This window comes from Streptomyces sp. NPDC007084, from assembly GCF_040703595.1.
Lineage (GTDB): Bacteria > Actinomycetota > Actinomycetes > Streptomycetales > Streptomycetaceae > Streptomyces.
Map to the genome: position 1 here is coordinate 1 of NZ_JBEYFY010000096.1, position 14853 is coordinate 14853.

The 14853-nt window shown below is 71.8% G+C and carries 15 protein-coding genes; 4 read left to right on the forward strand and 11 right to left on the reverse strand.

Annotation, left to right across the window (positions count from 1 at the left end):
- The first annotated feature begins 136 nt into the window (after positions 1-136).
- Positions 137-1822, forward strand: coding sequence for a hypothetical protein (locus AB0912_RS34950; protein ID WP_366707209.1), 1686 nt, complete (start codon positions 137-139; stop codon positions 1820-1822).
- 34 nt (positions 1823-1856) lie between these two features.
- On the opposite strand, the gene AB0912_RS34955 is transcribed toward AB0912_RS34950, so the two are convergent.
- The 7 genes from AB0912_RS34955 to AB0912_RS34985 all read right to left on the reverse strand — a co-directional run bounded on the left by AB0912_RS34955 (position 1857) and on the right by AB0912_RS34985 (position 8870).
- Positions 1857-4397: a tetratricopeptide repeat protein gene (locus AB0912_RS34955; RefSeq protein WP_366707183.1), complete on the reverse strand. Its 2541-nt coding sequence runs from the start codon at positions 4395-4397 to the stop codon at positions 1857-1859.
- A 102-nt stretch (positions 4398-4499) separates the two neighbouring features.
- The gene (locus AB0912_RS34960) at positions 4500-5042 is read right to left on the reverse strand and encodes an NUDIX domain-containing protein (protein WP_366707185.1); all 543 of its coding nucleotides are present in this window, start codon (positions 5040-5042) and stop codon (positions 4500-4502) included.
- A gap of 284 nt (positions 5043-5326) precedes the next feature.
- Positions 5327-5689, reverse strand: coding sequence for a metalloregulator ArsR/SmtB family transcription factor (locus AB0912_RS34965; RefSeq protein WP_366707211.1), 363 nt, complete (start codon positions 5687-5689; stop codon positions 5327-5329).
- Between the two features lie 346 nt (positions 5690-6035).
- The gene (locus AB0912_RS34970) at positions 6036-6485 is read right to left on the reverse strand and encodes an ATP-binding protein (RefSeq protein WP_366707187.1); all 450 of its coding nucleotides are present in this window, start codon (positions 6483-6485) and stop codon (positions 6036-6038) included.
- The gene (locus AB0912_RS34975; protein ID WP_366707189.1) at positions 6482-6814 is read right to left on the reverse strand and encodes a hypothetical protein; all 333 of its coding nucleotides are present in this window, start codon (positions 6812-6814) and stop codon (positions 6482-6484) included. The genes AB0912_RS34970 and AB0912_RS34975 overlap by 4 nt, the downstream gene beginning before the upstream one ends.
- On the reverse strand, positions 6811-8532 hold the full coding sequence (locus tag AB0912_RS34980; protein WP_366707191.1) for a SulP family inorganic anion transporter: 1722 nt from the start codon (positions 8530-8532) through the stop codon (positions 6811-6813). Before AB0912_RS34980 ends, AB0912_RS34975 begins: the two co-directional genes overlap by 4 nt.
- Positions 8529-8870, reverse strand: a complete 342-nt coding sequence (locus AB0912_RS34985) for a metalloregulator ArsR/SmtB family transcription factor (protein ID WP_366707193.1) — start codon at positions 8868-8870, stop codon at positions 8529-8531. The genes AB0912_RS34980 and AB0912_RS34985 overlap by 4 nt, the downstream gene beginning before the upstream one ends.
- A 361-nt stretch (positions 8871-9231) precedes the next feature.
- Between AB0912_RS34985 and AB0912_RS34990 the strand changes: the two genes are divergently transcribed.
- A complete protein-coding gene (locus AB0912_RS34990; RefSeq protein ID WP_366707213.1) occupies positions 9232-9585 on the forward strand; it encodes an STAS domain-containing protein in 354 nt (117 codons plus the stop codon).
- 90 nt (positions 9586-9675) lie between these two features.
- On the opposite strand, the gene AB0912_RS34995 is transcribed toward AB0912_RS34990, so the two are convergent.
- Together AB0912_RS34995 and AB0912_RS35000 are read right to left on the reverse strand one after the other, a co-directional pair.
- A complete protein-coding gene (locus AB0912_RS34995) occupies positions 9676-10599 on the reverse strand; it encodes an alpha/beta hydrolase (protein WP_366707195.1) in 924 nt (307 codons plus the stop codon).
- A gap of 20 nt (positions 10600-10619) precedes the next feature.
- A complete protein-coding gene (locus tag AB0912_RS35000) occupies positions 10620-11465 on the reverse strand; it encodes an NADP-dependent oxidoreductase (protein WP_366707197.1) in 846 nt (281 codons plus the stop codon).
- Positions 11466-11852: 387 nt separating this feature from the next.
- Here AB0912_RS35000 and AB0912_RS35005 point away from each other — a divergent pair, with 387 nt between their 5' ends.
- Positions 11853-12740, forward strand: a complete 888-nt coding sequence (locus AB0912_RS35005) for a helix-turn-helix transcriptional regulator (protein ID WP_366707201.1) — start codon at positions 11853-11855, stop codon at positions 12738-12740.
- A gap of 62 nt (positions 12741-12802) precedes the next feature.
- Here the strand turns inward: AB0912_RS35005 and AB0912_RS35010 are convergent, their stop codons facing one another.
- A complete protein-coding gene (locus tag AB0912_RS35010) occupies positions 12803-13402 on the reverse strand; it encodes an NAD(P)H-dependent oxidoreductase (protein WP_366707203.1) in 600 nt (199 codons plus the stop codon).
- 159 nt (positions 13403-13561) lie between these two features.
- Entirely contained in the window at positions 13562-13888 is a 327-nt protein-coding gene (locus tag AB0912_RS35015; RefSeq protein ID WP_366707205.1) for a plasmid stabilization protein, read from the reverse strand.
- A gap of 303 nt (positions 13889-14191) precedes the next feature.
- On the opposite strand from AB0912_RS35015, the gene AB0912_RS35020 reads away from it, so the two are divergent.
- Positions 14192-14853 (forward strand): YihY/virulence factor BrkB family protein (locus AB0912_RS35020; protein WP_366707207.1); only part of this gene is annotated, 662 nt, incomplete at its 3' end.

Sequence of the window (14853 nt, forward strand, 5' to 3'; positions counted from 1 at the left end):
AGCCGCGAGCCGCGAGCCGCGAGCCGCGAGCCGCGAGCCGCGAGCCGCGAGCCGCGAGCCGCGAGCCCGCTGACCGGCGGCTGGAGGCGTGGGTTTGTTAGAGGCGGCGGCCTTGTTCGGTAGTCGGCCGCTTCGGGTGCCCGTGGGGCGGGACGCCCATCGCTGGAGCACCTTCCACGGCGAGCGGACTCTCGTCGTCGCCGCCCGAACAGTCACCTCGACCGTGCGCGTCCTCGAAACGCTGCCGGGGCTGGTCCGCGACGACCCGCGTGTGACCGTGGTGTTCGCCTACGACCCCACCTCCGCGTTCAACGCCGGTGTCCTCGAACTCCTTCACGGCGCCGGCTGCCGGGTCGCCCCCTGGGAGCAGGTCGGCAGCATCGATCCGGACCTCATCCTCTCCGCCAGCGAGAACATCGAGGTCCCGGAGGGCGACTGCCCGGTACTGGTGCTGCCGCACGGCGTCGGATTCCAGAAGCTCGTGCCCGATTCACGCAGTGAGCACGAAAGACTCTCCGGGGTCGTACCGGACTCCCTGCTGGAGAGCGGCCGGGCCTGGCTCGCGGTCTCGCATCCGGCACAGGAGGAGCAGTTGCTCGCCACCCACCCGAAGGCCGCCGGTCGCACGCTGCTGGTCGGCGACCCGTGCTTCGACGAGCTGGCCGGCAGCCGACCCCGCAGGAGGGCGTACAGGGAGGCGCTGGGCGTCGCGGACGATCAGCGTCTGGTCATGGTCAGTTCCACCTGGGGCCCCACCTCACTCCTGGGGCGTCATCCGGACCTGCTCCCGCGTCTCCTCGCCCAACTGCCCTGCGACGAGGCCCGAGTCGGCGCGATCGTCCACCCCAACGTGTGGTCCGCCCACGGGACTTGGCACCTTCGCACCTTGCAGGCCGCCGCCCTGGACGCGGGGCTGCTGCTGATGCCGGCCGTCCACGCCTGGCGGCCCGCGCTCGTCGCCGCGGACGTCGTCGTGGGCGATCACGGCTCGGTGACGCTCTACGGGGCGGCACTCGGCACACCGCTGATGCTCGCCGCGTTCGGCGGGGACGCGGTGCCCGGGACGGCCGCCCACAGCATGGCCGCCATCGCCCCCCGGCTCGATCCCGGCGGAGATCTGCGCCGGCAGGTGGAGGACGCCGTACGCGAGCACAGGCCCCAGCGGTACGCGGCGGTCGCGGCGCAGGCCTTCGCCGAGCCGGGACACGCCCTCGCCCGGCTGCGTACCGCCTTCTACGAACTGCTGAAGCTCCCGGAAGCGGCCTCCCCACCGCCGGCCTCCCTGGTACTGCCGGTGCCCGATCCGCCCGCCACGCCGGTCACCTCCTGGCAGGTGACCACCGCCATCACCGGGGACAGCGCGGCACCGACGGTCACCGTGCAGCGTGTTCCGGCGACCGTCACCGCGTACGGCGCGGCCCGGCCGGATACCAGCGCCCGCTTCACCCATCTGGCCTGCGCGGACGACGAGCGCGACCCCCGGCTGACGGAGAGCGCGTCGGTGATCGTCCGACGGGACGCCGCGCCGACGTCCGTCGGTGCGCTGCGCTGGATCGGGGACACCCTCGCCCAGCTCCCCGGAAGCCTGCTCGCCGCCTCGGCGGTGCGCGGAAACGTCTGCCTGGTCGGCCTCCGGGACGGCAGGGTCGTGGAGGCGGCGGTCACGGGCCCGCCGGTGGACCCGAGTCTGCCTGCGGCGGTCGTGTACGCCCTTCTGCGCGCGGGAGTTGCGCTGGACGATACCCAAGTGGCCTTGCACGTAGGTGACATACGGCACGAGGACGTCGTACTGCGACTTCGCCCCGCCCTGCCGAACGGATGACCCGGCCTCCCGCCCGCGCGAACAGGTCGAGACGTCAACCGTCGAGACCTTCCAACCGTCGCCGCAGTTCTCCCGCCCGGGAGTTGTTGCCGAGCGTCTCGTAGATGTCGGCGGCCCGGCTCAGGCACTGCCTCACCAGTTCCGTGCGGCCGCCCGCCCGCTGCGCGACGTCGGCGAGCTGTTCCCGGGCCTTCGCCTCGTACTCCATCCCCTTCGCCACACTCCCCAGCGCCCGTACCGCTTCGAGGAGTTCACCGATCGCCGCCTCGGTCTCGCCGAGATGACCGTGGGCGACGCCGATGGCGGCCCGGACCCGGGCGGACATCCTCGTGTCGGGCTCCGCGCGGCTCTCCAGCTCGTGCTGTGCCCGGCGCAGCAGGGCCAGCGCCTCCGCGTGATCGCCTCGGGCGTCGAGAGCGCAGCCGAGGAAGAAGACGGCGAGCGCCGCACCACGGGATTCCCCGGCCCGCTCGTTGAGTTCGAGGCACCGCTGGTAGGCCTCTACGGCGCGGGCCGGGTCTGCGATGTCCAGGTACCGGCCGTGAAACTCCTGGACCGAGGCTCGCAGGGCGAGGCGGTCGGTCGCGTCGGCGAGCGCGACGGCCTGCTCCAGTTGTTCTCTCGCGAGGTCGTTCTCTCCGAGGTCCAGCAGCGGGCGGGACAGCAGGCTGCGCAGCCTCGCCTCCCCCGCTCGGGCGGCCTCCGCGTCCTCCCCCGGTGCGCCCTGGCCACCTTCCGTACTGGCGGAGGCTCTCACCGCCGCGGCCGCCTCGATGCCCAGTTCCAGCGTCTCCCGCCATGTCCTGAGGTAGCGGCGGTACAGGAACAACACCGAGAAGGCCTCGGCCAGTTGCCAGCCCAGGCTGTGCAGCTCGTACCGGACGACCGCTCGCAGGATCGCCAGGATGGCGGGGTGCTCGGTGTCCAGCCACTCCAGGGGCGGCGGGCCGCCGGCGGCGGTGAACGGGTCGGCGGCGTCCCGGAGTACGTCCGTCAGGTCGGCGATCCGCAGCCGCTCCTTCCTGAGCGCCCGGTCGGCGAACGCGGTCAGGACGAGATAGTGCGTGCCCACCCGCTCCGTCAGCGCCGCCTCCTCGGCTGCCGGCTCCTCCTCTGCCGCGCGCTCCCGGGCGTGCAGACGTACGAGGTCGTGCATGCGGTACCGGCCGTCGCTCATGCCCTCCACCAGGCTCGCCTTCACCAGCACGCGCAGCACACGCTTGGCGCTCCGCGTGTCGGTGCCGGCGGCCACCGCGGCGACGCCGGCGTCGAAGACGCCGAACGGCAGCCATCCGAGCAGCCGGTAGAGCCGAGCGGCGTCGGGCGGCAGCAGCCGGTAGGACGGACCCAGAACCGCGGACACCGAAGACTCCTCTCCATCCAGTGCGAGGCCGGCCAGCCGGTCGGTCTCGTCGTCCAGTTCGGCGGCCAGTTCCGCCATGCTCAGGCTGTCGTCGGTGACCAGCCGCGCCGCCGCCACCTGGAGGGCCACCGGCAGGCCGCCGCACAGCTCCACCAAGCGCTCCGCCGCCTCCTGTTCGGCCTCGACGGCCTGTGTGCCGCATCGGTCCCGCAGCAGTTCCAGCCCCCCGTGCGGGTCCAGCGGCTTGACGGAGATCAGCCGGGCGCCCTCGTGCAGGGCCAGCTCGCCGAGTCTGAACTGGCTCGTGGCCAGGACGGCGCTGCCCGGCCCCTTGGGGATCAGCGCGCGAACCTGGGCGGGATGGTTCACGTCGTCGAGGACGAGCAGGAGCCGCAGGCTGGCCGTACGGGACCGGAACTGGTTGGTTCGCTCCGCGAGGGAACTCGGCATGCCGATGTCGCCTCCAGGCAGCGACCGCAGGCACATGGCCAGGGCCTCCGAGACATCGGCGCCGGGTCCGGTCATCGGCGTGACCTGGTCCCGTAAGGCTGCGAAGTCCACGTACAACTGGCCGTCCGGGAAGTGGTCCTGGGCCGTTTCCGCCCACCGCCAGGCCATGGCCGTCTTCCCGACTCCGGGAAGTCCGTCCAGGACGTCGACGGCGACGGGGCCCGGCCGATCCGGCCGGGGGGCGAGTGCCGCGTCCAGGGCGGCGAGTTCGGCCCTTCGGTTGCTGTACTTCACGGTGACAATCGGTACCTGGTCGGGTCTGGGCGTACGTTCCGAAGCGGGTGTGGGTGCGGACTGGACGTTGAAGGTGATGCCGCCGTGGATGTGTGAACCCTGGAAGGCGGGGCCGTAGTTCACCCCTCCGCTGACGAGGTTGACGAACGTACGCGACGCGTCCGGTGCCAGCGTGGACAGCATCCGTGCCAGTTCCTCGGCCGCGCCGGGGTCGCTCTGGAAGATGGCCTCCAGCCGCTGCCTCAGGCGCTCCTGAACCTGGGCTTGGCGCCGGGTGTCCCCCGCTGCCTCAGCGCTGTCCAACTCGGCGCGTTCCGCCTGTAGTTCCCGTTCGGCGGCCTCAGCGGTACCGCGGCGGCCGAAGAACCCGGCCAGGCCGGTCTTCGCGCGCTCCCAGGAGTCCGACACGATCAGCCCGACCAGCGTCGTCGCCCCCGACACGGCAAGTTGCGCCAACTCGGCTTCCACGCATCCCCCTTCGGCCGTCCGGCCACCCAAAGCGTCCGAACCCAACCGTAGAGAGATCTCGGGCACTTGGACAGTCGGACTCGCGGCGCACACGGCGTGCGCTCAGAAGACGTCTCGCTGCTCACGACCATCGCCCGCGTCGATGTGAGCCGCCTCCCGGCCCGGGATGACGAACAGCCGGTCCGCGGCCGGCTCGTACGCGATCGCGTCGCCGGGTTCCTGGAAATGGACCGCCATCCGGGCGCCGGCCCGGTAGGCGTCCAGTCCGGCCCGGCAGTACGCGACCATCGGTTCGGGCAGCAAGTCGAACGTGAACCAGTCCATCGCGTCGCACACCTCGGGTTCCCTCACCTCGGCGACGCCGTGCCAGCGCCGTACCTCGAAGAACAGCCCGATCCGGCTTTCACCGCCGGGAGCGCGGTGGTGAACCGTGACAGCCGCCCGCGCATCGGCCGGGTCGACGCGCAGTCCGGTCTCTTCCAGGGTCTCGCGCACCAGAGCGGTGACGACGTGTTCCCAGGGTCCGTCCAGGTGCCCCGAGGGCAGGTGCCAGCAGCCGGCCGCGTACACCTCCCCGGCCCGGCGCGACAACAGCACCTCCGGCCCCGCCGCCCCCTCGCGCAACGCGATCAGATGAACGTCCACCGGCTCCATATGCCGCCTGCCGCCGCTCACTTCAGTACCTCCCGGAGTTGCGCGTGTCGTCACCTCGGAAGTCGAGGAGAGGAATCGAGGCCCGGCTCATCCGTACCCTCCGGGACGAGGCCGATGGCGCCTTCCGGGAGGCGGAAACGGCTGCTGCCCTTCCGCCAGCGGTACGGGGAGGGCCGCATGGCCGCGCCCCGCAGGAGGGGACAGGAAGTGGCCGCTCCCGCCTGCGGAGCGCGGAACGGTTTCCGCCGAGAGCGGCCGGCGCCGGGGGCCGCCGTCTAAGACGGTCTGCGCCGCCGGGTCGTTGCCTTCGGTTCGGCGGCCTCGAGGTCGGCCAGCAGCTCGGCCTGGCCCGCCAGTACGCCGGACAGGATGGTGCGCGCGACCCGCAGTAGCTCCGCCACCTGCGCATTGGCCAGCGAGTAGTAGACGGCCGAGCCCTCCCGGCGGGGGATGACGAGGTTGGCCCGGCGCAGCACCGCCAGCTGCTGGGAGAGGTGGGCCGCCTCCACGCCCACCTCACCGAGCATTTCGGAGACCGCGTGTTCGCGCCGGCTGAGGAGTTCCAGCACGCGGATCCGTACCGGATGGCCGAGGGTTTTGAAGAACTCCGCCTTCAACTGGTACAGCGGTGTGCTCATCGCGCCCGCCCCGCGCCCGTAGCGGTCGCCGGAGTGCCGGACGGCCGCCGTCGTGCGCCCGCCGTGCATCGCATCCACCCACAACTGTTCGCCATGGGGACATCCTCGCGCCCTCATACGGACATGGTGACCTCGTGAATTGCGGAGGTCGGCAATTCGGCAAGCCGTGGCAGGGGGTTCGGTGCGCCTTCCACGGCTGACGGCTCCGCCGAAGCCCTCTGAAGTGCCCGCCCGCCGCCCGAAGGGCCTGCCGGACGGGTTGTCCTTGGCCTTCGAGGTCTGGTTGGGGTGGGTGGGGGGGTGCAGCGCCGCTCCATGGGGGTCGTCGGGCTGCTGGCCCCGTCTTTCACAGGGGGAGGGTGATCCAGATGCTCTTGCCCTTGCCGTCCGCGTCGCCTCGGACGACGGCGGTGCCGCCCAGGCCCAGGGTCAGCTCCATGACGGTGCCCAGTCCGCCGCTGCCTCCGCCGCTGCCGCCGCCGCTGCCTCCGCCGGTGCCCGCGGCGAACAGAGCGGGCCGGCACGGATGACGGTCGTGGACGGCGAACGCGAACGTGTCCGTCCCGGCCGCGTAGATCACGGTGACGTTCGGCGACAGAGCGGCGGCGTGCCGGACGCTGTTGGCCACCAGCTCGGACAGGATCAGCAGCGCCGGATCCACGGTGGGATGGCGGCGGCTGATGCCCCATTCGGTGAGGACCTGTTCGGTGGTCTCGCGGGCGATCCGTACCGCCGAGCCCATCGCGGGCAGTGTCAGCACATGCCGCAGCGGCAGGGAATCGAGCCGAGTGCTCACCGGGTGGCCTCGGAACGGGCCAGGCGGGACCCGGTCACCGTCCGCGGGCGGATCCGCGCCGGGGTGGTGTCGTGCGAACCGTACGCCCGGCCGGGCAGCGTACGGCGGTAGCGGGCGGGCCGGTCCGCGCCGGTGATCGTCTCAGCGGGGCCCGTGGCGGTCACGGTCCCGCCAGTCCCGCCGGTGCCGCCAGCGCCGCCAGTTCCGCCGGTGCCGCCGGCCACTTTGATCCCGTCCGGCAGGTCCATGAGCGGGGCCCGTACGGACGGGGCGCGCGAGGCTTCGGCGCCGGCGGCCTCGGCCCGGTGGCGTGCGGCGGGGGTGGTCATCGGGAAGCCTCTTCGGTGACGGGGACGGGGACGGCGGGCAGGACACCGGCGTGGTGCAGGTAGGAGCGGGCCCCGGCGATGGCCTCCGGGGTGGAGGCGTACTCGCGGCCCTCCGACTGGAGGAGTTCCAGGGCGCCGACCGACCGCAGGGCCTGGCGCTGACCGGGACGTATCCCGGAGGTCATGACCGCGATGCCGCGCCGGTTCAGCTTCTCCACCACGTCCTTGAGGACCAGGGCGCCGGTCGCGTCCATCGTGGTGATCCGCGACATCCGCAGGATGACCACCCGCACGTCCGCGACCTCGGAGAGTTCGAGGAGGAAGCGGTGGGCTCCGGCGAAGAACAGCGGCCCGTCGATCCGGTAGGCGACGATGTGCTCCGCGAGCAGCGCGTGTTCCTCGTCGCTGTGCTCGCCGGGCAGGTCGGCCTTGAAGTCGACCTGGTCCACGCGGGCCTGGTTCGCGACGGCCCGCAGGGCCAGGGCACCCGCGACGGCCAAGCCGATAATCACCGCGTAGACGAGGTCAAGGGCCAGCGTGGCGACGGCCGTCAGGACCAGCACGATCGCGTCCGAGCGGGTCGCGCGGACCATCGCGCGCAGCGCGCCGACCTCCACCATCCGGATCGCGGTGGCCAGCAGCACCCCGGCCAGCGCGGCCAGGGGGATCTTGGAGACCAGCGGGGCGGCGGCGAACACGATCACCGCGAGGACGGCGGCGTGCGTCAAGGCGGCGAGCCGGGAGCCCGCGCCGGTACGGACGTTGACCGCGGTACGGGCGATCGCGGCCGTCGCCGGGACGCCGCCGAACAGCGGCGCGGCCAGGTTGGCGATGCCCTGCCCGAAGAGTTCCCTGTCCGGGTCGTGCCGCTGGCCGACCGTCATCCCGTCCGCGACCGTCGCCGACAGGAGCGACTCCAGCGCGGCCAGCGCGGCGACGGCGACGGCCGGGGCGAGCAGCGAACCCAGCGCGGACAGATCGAGGAAGGCCAGGGAGGGGGCGGGCAGCCCGGCGGGCAGGTCGCCGATCGGGGCGGCCGCGTCCAGGTGGAAGAGCTGGGTGGCCAGGGTGGCGGCGATGACCGCGACGATGGAGAACGGGATCGTGGGGTACCGGCGAGCACCCAGCAGCATCACGGCCGCCACGGCGACGGCCAGGATCACGGCGGTCCAGTTGGGGGTGCGTACGAACTCCTCGACCGCGCGCCAGGTGACGACCAGGACCTTGTCGCCCTCCGGCTTGGCCACCCCCAGCGCGTTGGGCACCTGCTGGAGGCCGATCACGCAGGCGATGCCGAGGGTGAAGCCCTCCACCACCGGGGCGGGGATGTAGCGCATGTAGCGGCCGGCCTTCAGCAGCGCGAGCGCGATCAGCAGGACACCGGCCATCAGCCCGACGGTCAGCACCCCGCCGGGCCCGTACCGGGCGACGATCGGCACCAGCACGACCGTCATCGCGCCGGTGGGGCCGGAGACCTGGAGGTTGGAGCCGCCGAAGAGTGCGGCAAGGGCGCCCGCCACCACGGCGGTCGCCAGCCCGGCTTCGGCGCCGAGGCCGGAGGAGACGCCGAAGCCCAGCGCGAGCGGCAGGGCCACGATGGCGACGGTGAGGCCGGCGAGCAGGTCGCGGCGCGGGTTACGGGCCATGACCGCGAAGTCGGCGCGGGCGGGCAACAGGGAGCGCACCCGGCCCACGGCCCGGGCGAGGAACGTACTCACGAAGCCGTGACCTCGGCTTCCCGCAGCTCTTCCAGGAGTTCGTTCTGCCCGGACAGCATCTCGGTCAGGATGCGTCGCGCGGCCCGCATCAGCTCCGCCACGTCCCCGCCCGCCAGTTCGTAGACCACGGTCGAGCCGTCACGGGCCGAGGTGACGATGCCCGACCTGCGCAGGACCGCGAGCTGCTGCGAGAGCGTCGAGGGCTCCACTTCGATCGCGGCCAGCAGATCACGTACGGGCATGGGACCGCCTTGCAGCAGCTCCAGCACGCGTATGCGCACCGGGTGCCCGAGCATGCGGAAGAACTCGGCTTTGGCTTGATACAGCGGAACCGGCATGGCCTGGGACTCCCTTCACCACCCCGGACCCTCGAGGTGTCGCCTGGTGCCGTGCCCACGGCCGCCCGCGGACCCGGCCCACACAGCATGTAGTGAATTGCAGAATTTCGCAATTCATAGATTCACAGAGAGTCCGGCGGCGCCCGTTCCGCCGCTCACCCCGCCCGCCACTCCCGAGGGGCACCCACGCGCTCCCGAGGGCGCCCATGGGTACCCCTCCCGAGCCGGTGCACACGCACGTCGGCGCGTTATGTGAAGCACCCCTCGGCGATCACAAACTCAGTAGGATGTAGCGCTTCAAGCCTTCTCTTCGAAGGCATGGGTCGTATGGCAGAGAGTTGTTGAAGGGCACGTGGCAGATATGCGCGACACCGTCGAGCAGCCCGGTCGGCTGTCCATCCATCGGACCGCCGCCGCCGGGCTGCGTGTGCTGGTGCTGAGTGGGGAGATCGACGCCGCCAACGTGGACGCCCTGGCGCGGGCCCTTCGGGTCGACGGCGGCGGGCCGGTGAAGTCGGTGGTCGACTTCGGCGCGGTCACCTTCATCGACTCCAGCGCCATCAGCGTCCTCGCGACCGCACACCGCGACGCCCGCGCGGCCGGCGGCTGGGTCCGGCTGGCGGCCCTGAGCACCCCCGTGCGGCGGGTGGTCGAACTCGTCGGCCTGGACACGGTCATCGACTGCTACCCCACCCTCGCCGCCGCCTCGGTGTGAGAACGGCCGCCGCGACGACCGTGCCGCCCCCGGGGCTCTGCCGTGTCTGCGCCCCGGGGGCCCTGAGGACGCTGGAGGCGTGGCGGCGGGTCAGAGGTACTTGTTGTAGAACGGCACCAGCGCCGCCAACGCCGCCTCGGTGGCCTCCGGCTTCCAGTACAGGTCGTAGTGGGACTGACCGGGGACGACGAGGATGTCCTTCTGCTGCGAGCGCGCCCGGTTGAACAGGTCGAACCCGTCCCGGTAGGCGCCGAACTCGCCGGGAATTCCGCCCACGATGATCTGCAACGGCTGGGTGAGCAGGTGTTCGGCCAGGTGGAACGCGTCCCAGCCCACGGCGGGTCCCATGTGGGAGAACAGGGACTTGGTGGCGCCGTTGGGCTGCTGTCCGCGAGGCGTGCGGTAGTACTTCGTGGCCTCCAGTACGTCGAGGGCGGTGACGCCGAGTTCGTCGGCCTGCTCCGGCGAGTCCGGCAGGGAACTGTCGACGCGCGGCTCCGCGCCCCGCGCCTCGGCGGTCCGCTGCTTCGCGATGGCGTCCAGGGTGGTGATCGCCGCGTCGGGGCTGAGATCGCCCTCGCGCATCATGCGGCCGAAGTTGACGCCGGTGACGGTGCCGACGGCCTTGAAGCGGCGTTCCGTCAGCGCCGCGTTCACCGCGTAGCCGCCTCCGCCGCAGATGCCGAGCACGCCGATGCGGTCCTCGTCGACGTAGTCCAGGGTGACCAGGTAGTCCACCGCGCAGCGGAAGTCCTCCACCCGCGGGCCGGGGTCCTCGATCCAGCGGGGTTCGCCGCCGCTGTCGCCCTGGTAGGTGGCGTCGAAGGCGAGGACGACATAACCCTCGTCGGCGAGCTTGGTGCCGTAAACGTTGCCGGAGGTCTGCTCCTTGCAGCTCCCGATCGGGTGCGCGCTGACGATCGCCGGGTACGTGCGGGCGGGGTCGAAGCCGGCCGGGAAGTAGATGTCGGCGGCGACGTCCAGGGACTTGTTCTTGAAGGTCACGGATTCCATGGGGAACACCTCGTTCGATGTCAGGGTGTGAGGACGACGCGCCCGCGCTTTCCCGGCGCGTCGGCCAAGGCGTAGGCGGTGGCCGCCTGGTCGAGGGGGAACCGGTCCGCCGGCCTGAGGCGCAGCGCGCCACGGTCGACCAGGCAAGCCAGCTCGGCGAGTTCGCCGGCGTCGGGGTGGGCATTGAGGAACTCGTTGTCGATCCCGGGCAGCGTCTGCCCGACCGTGCTGACGAACCGCCCGCCGGGGCGCAGCACGGCACGCCACGCCTGGTCGACCCACGCCGTGGCGAGAACCGCGTCCACGCCGGATGGGCAGGCCGCCCGCACCTGGTCGACAGCGGTGTCTCCCCGGCCGATGAAGTGCGCGCCCCGGCCGCCCACGAACTCGGCGTCCGTGGGTGCGGCGACGCCCCACACCGTCATGCCCCGGGCGGTGGCGAGATCGATGGCGAAACCCCCGATCGCGCCGGCAGCACCGATGACCAGGAGGGATTCCCCGGGCTCGGCGCCCGTCCGGGCGAGAGCCTGCCAGGCCGTCGCGCCGTTGAGCGGCAGGGTGGCGGCCTCTCCGGCGTCGACGGAGACGGGTGCCGCTGCCGTCTCCGACGCGTCGAGGACCACGTACTCGGCCTGCGTTCCGCGCCCGCTGGAAAACCAGTAGGTCCACCCGATCACCGCGTCACCCGGCCGGAAGGTGTGCGTCCCGGGGCCGGCCACCGCCACAACACCGGCCGCTTCCCAGCCCAGTGTCCGCTTCCAGGGCCCGGATCGGGCGGCTTCCACGTCGACGCGGTTGATCCCGGCCGCGGCCACCCGCACCAGGAGCTGGCCCCCGGCCGGCTCCGGCACCGGGGCGTCGACCACGGCAACCGTCGCACCCGCAGAAGGAGCCGTACCTGTGGAGGCCGCCGTCGCCGTACCCACGGAGGGAACCGGACCCGCGGAGGGAACCGGACCCGCGGAGGCCGCCGTACCCGCGGACCCCGCGCGGCCTCCCGTATGCTCGGGCGCCGCCGAGTCCGCCGTACCCACAGCCGCCCACCCGGCACTCACAGCCGCCGACACAGCTCGCATCAGCTCCTCCTAGCACGGCGTGGCGTGACACCTTCCCGTACCCGTAACCGCAGGTCAACGAGGTCGGGCCGGTCCTCGCGTCCACGTTCGCACCATGCCTACGGCCGTGCCAGGGCAGGATCATGGCCCCCCAGCGACATGCGGGCCGAGACGACGAGGGGCGACAATTGGTGCATCATGCGCGCCCAGCACCCCGGCAAGAGCAGCGAACTCGGCGACTTCCTCAAGGCCCGCCGCGCGGCGATCACCCCGGATCAGGTCGGCCTCGTCCCCACGTCCCGCCCACGTCGCGTCGAGGGGCTGCGCCGTGAAGAGGTGGCCGAACTGGCCTCGATCAGCACCGAGTACTACACCCGCCTCGAACAGGGGAAGCTCCCCGGCGCCTCGCCGTCCGCCCTCGGTGCCATCGCCCGCGCCCTGCGCCTGGACGCCGACGAGACCGACTACCTCTACAAACTGGCCGACAAGGCCGCGGCCAAGCCCCACCGCCACGAGCTACCGGCCCGGCGCGTGCGCCCCCAGACCCAGTTGCTGCTGGACAGCCTCAACGACACCCCCGCCATGCTCCTGGGGCCCCATATGAGCGTACTGGCCTGGAACACCATGGCCAGTGCCCTCTACACCGACTTCGCCGCGCTCCCGCCGCACGAGCGCAACCTGCTGCGCATGGCGTTCCTCGGTCCGTCGATCCGTGACCTCTACACCGACTGGGAAAGCAGCGCGCGGGCCTGTGTGTCCTTCGTGCGCATGGACGCCGCCATCACGCCCACCGCACCGGACCTCCGGGCTCTGGTGGCCGAACTGTCCGCCCAGGAAGCGGACTTCCGCCGCTGGTGGGCCTCCCACGACGTGGCCCACAAGACGTTCGGGACGAAGCGCTACCGGCATCCGGCGGCGGGCGACCTCACCCTGGACTGGCAGATCCTCACCCTTCCGCATGATCCCGACCAGTGCCTCATGATCCTCACCGCTCCGCCCGGCACGCCTTCACACGAGGGGCTGCGCTTCCTGGCTTCCCAGGCGGTTCCGGCCAGGGGCCGGAACCGGCCTCAGGCCTCGGGCTGACGACAGGGAAGTCGTGAGCAGGGGTGCGTAGGGGGGCGGGTACGCGTATGAGGCATCCCCGCTCAGCCGGCCGGATACGGGTCGTCGGCGAGCCGGCGGGCGAGGTGCACGGTGTTGACCGCGAGGGTGTGCGTCGTCGACGCCACGGAGTCGGGTGTCGCTTTCAGGTCCTGGTAGTCGGTTCCCTGCTGGGCCTCGCCGACCCAGTAGGTCACCGCGCCCGGCGCCAGCGAGAACCCGACGTCGTTGAGGGCCTGGAAGACGTCGGCGCTGACCTTGTGCGCGCCGTCCTCGTTGCCGACGACGGCCACGGCCGCGACCTTGCCGTACGTGAGGAGCCTGCCCTGCCCGTCCTTCTCGGGCAGCTCCGCGTCCAGGCGTTCGAGGACGCGCTGGCACAGGCTGGAGGGGTGCCCGAGCCAGATCGGCGTGGCGATGAGCAGGATGTCCGCCGCCATCACCTTCTCGCGCAGCTCGGGCCACTGGTCACCGCCGCCCATGTCCAGCTCCACACCGGGCCGGATGTCGTGGTCCGCCACCCGTACCAGCTCGCCCTCAACCCCGAGATCACCGAACTTCGCCATCACCTGCTCGGCGAGCAGGTGGCTGCTGGACGAGGTGGGCGAGGCGTTGAGCGAGCAGACGAGGGCCAGTGCGCGCACGAGGCGGCTCCTTACGTCGAGGGGCGTCCGGGTGGGTCGGGGTGCGTCGGGGGACGTCGGGTGTCGTCGTCACGTTGTCGCGTCGCTGCGTCGTTGCGTCGTTGCGTCGTTGCGTCGAGGAAACGGGTCCTGACGTCGAGCGGCGGAGGGGGGCGGGAGTCAGCGCCCGACCGCCTTGCGCAACTGCTCCTTGTTCATCGAGGAACGGCCCTCGACGTTCTTCTTCTTGGCCTCCGCGTAGAGCTGGTCCCGGGTCGGGCCCTGCGCGCCGCTGTGCGAGCGCTCACCGCCACGCTGGGACGCGGACTTCTTGTCGCGGGTGGAGGTCTTGCTCGCCGTCTTCGACTCGCCTGACCTCGCGCGCTCCTTGTTGACCGTGCGCGCGGCGATCTCCTTCGCCCGCCCGGTGGAGGCGCCGCGCTTCTCGGCGCTCTCCTTGATGTGCTCGTACTGACGCTCGCGCTTGGGACTCGAACCTGCCGGCATGACATTTCTCCCATGTCCGCGTGTAGGAAGCCGAACGGACCGGGACGGTCCGCTCTCCTGAATCGCGTTCCCCTCGTCGCGGAACCCACACAGGAGCAGTCCCACGGCGAGGGAACGCACCTTCCACTGCATCCGAAGTCGGCCCGTACCGCGACACCACGACGCCAATCGGGCGTCGCCCGCCGCCGAGTTCCCCGCCACACCGTGCGGCCCGCCGACGCTCAACAGCGTGAGCCTGGGTACCCGGCGGCCATGGCGAAATTCAGGCTTCCAGGACGAACCGACGCGGACGACGGACAGGACATGCCCACGCCGGACGAGGCGGGACCCGGCCCCGAGGTGGAGGAGAGGGCACCGGACACGCCCACGGACCTGCCCCGCAGGGCCTGGGGCAAGGTCCTGTCGGGCAGCGTGCGGGAGTTCAAGAAGGACGAGCTGACCGACCGGGCGGCGGCGCTGACCTACTACGGGATCCTGGCGCTGTTCCCGGCGCTGCTGGTCCTGGTCTCCCTGCTCGGCATCACCGGGAAGTCGACCACCGACAAGGTGCTGGACAACCTCAAGCAGCTCACTCCCGGCTCGACGCGCAACATCCTCACCCGGGCCGTGGAGCAGCTCCAGGGCAACGCGGGCATCGGCTCGATCGTCGCGATCGTCGGCCTGGTGCTGGCCGTGTGGTCGGCCTCCGGGTACGTGGCGGCCTTCATCCGCGCCGCGAACGCCATCTACGACATGCCCGAGGGCCGTCCGATCTGGAAGGTCCTGCCCGTGCGGGTGGGCGTCACGGTCGTGCTGATGGTGATGGCGGTGGCCAGCTCGCTGATCGTGGTCTTCACCGGCGGCATCGCCCGTCAGGCCGGCGCGGCGCTGGGGGTCGGGGACAGCGCGCTGACGGTGTGGTCGATCGCCAAGTGGCCCGTCCTGGTGGTCCTGGTCACCATCATGATCGCGATCCTGTACTGGGC

What these genes read in the sequence shown, in the direction of transcription:
- AB0912_RS34965 (WP_366707211.1), bottom strand. Translation starts at nt 5,689, where the DNA reads ATGAGCACACCGCTGTACCAGTTGAAGGCGGAGTTCTTCAAAACCCTC.
- AB0912_RS34975 (WP_366707189.1), bottom strand. Translation starts at nt 6,814, where the DNA reads ATGACCACCCCCGCCGCACGCCACCGGGCCGAGGCCGCCGGCGCCGAA.
- AB0912_RS34985 (WP_366707193.1), bottom strand. Translation starts at nt 8,870, where the DNA reads ATGCCGGTTCCGCTGTATCAAGCCAAAGCCGAGTTCTTCCGCATGCTC.
- AB0912_RS34990 (WP_366707213.1), top strand. Translation starts at nt 9,232, where the DNA reads ATGCGCGACACCGTCGAGCAGCCCGGTCGGCTGTCCATCCATCGGACC.
- AB0912_RS34995 (WP_366707195.1), bottom strand. Translation starts at nt 10,599, where the DNA reads ATGGAATCCGTGACCTTCAAGAACAAGTCCCTGGACGTCGCCGCCGAC.
- AB0912_RS35005 (WP_366707201.1), top strand. Translation starts at nt 11,853, where the DNA reads ATGCGCGCCCAGCACCCCGGCAAGAGCAGCGAACTCGGCGACTTCCTC.
- AB0912_RS35015 (WP_366707205.1), bottom strand. Translation starts at nt 13,888, where the DNA reads ATGCCGGCAGGTTCGAGTCCCAAGCGCGAGCGTCAGTACGAGCACATC.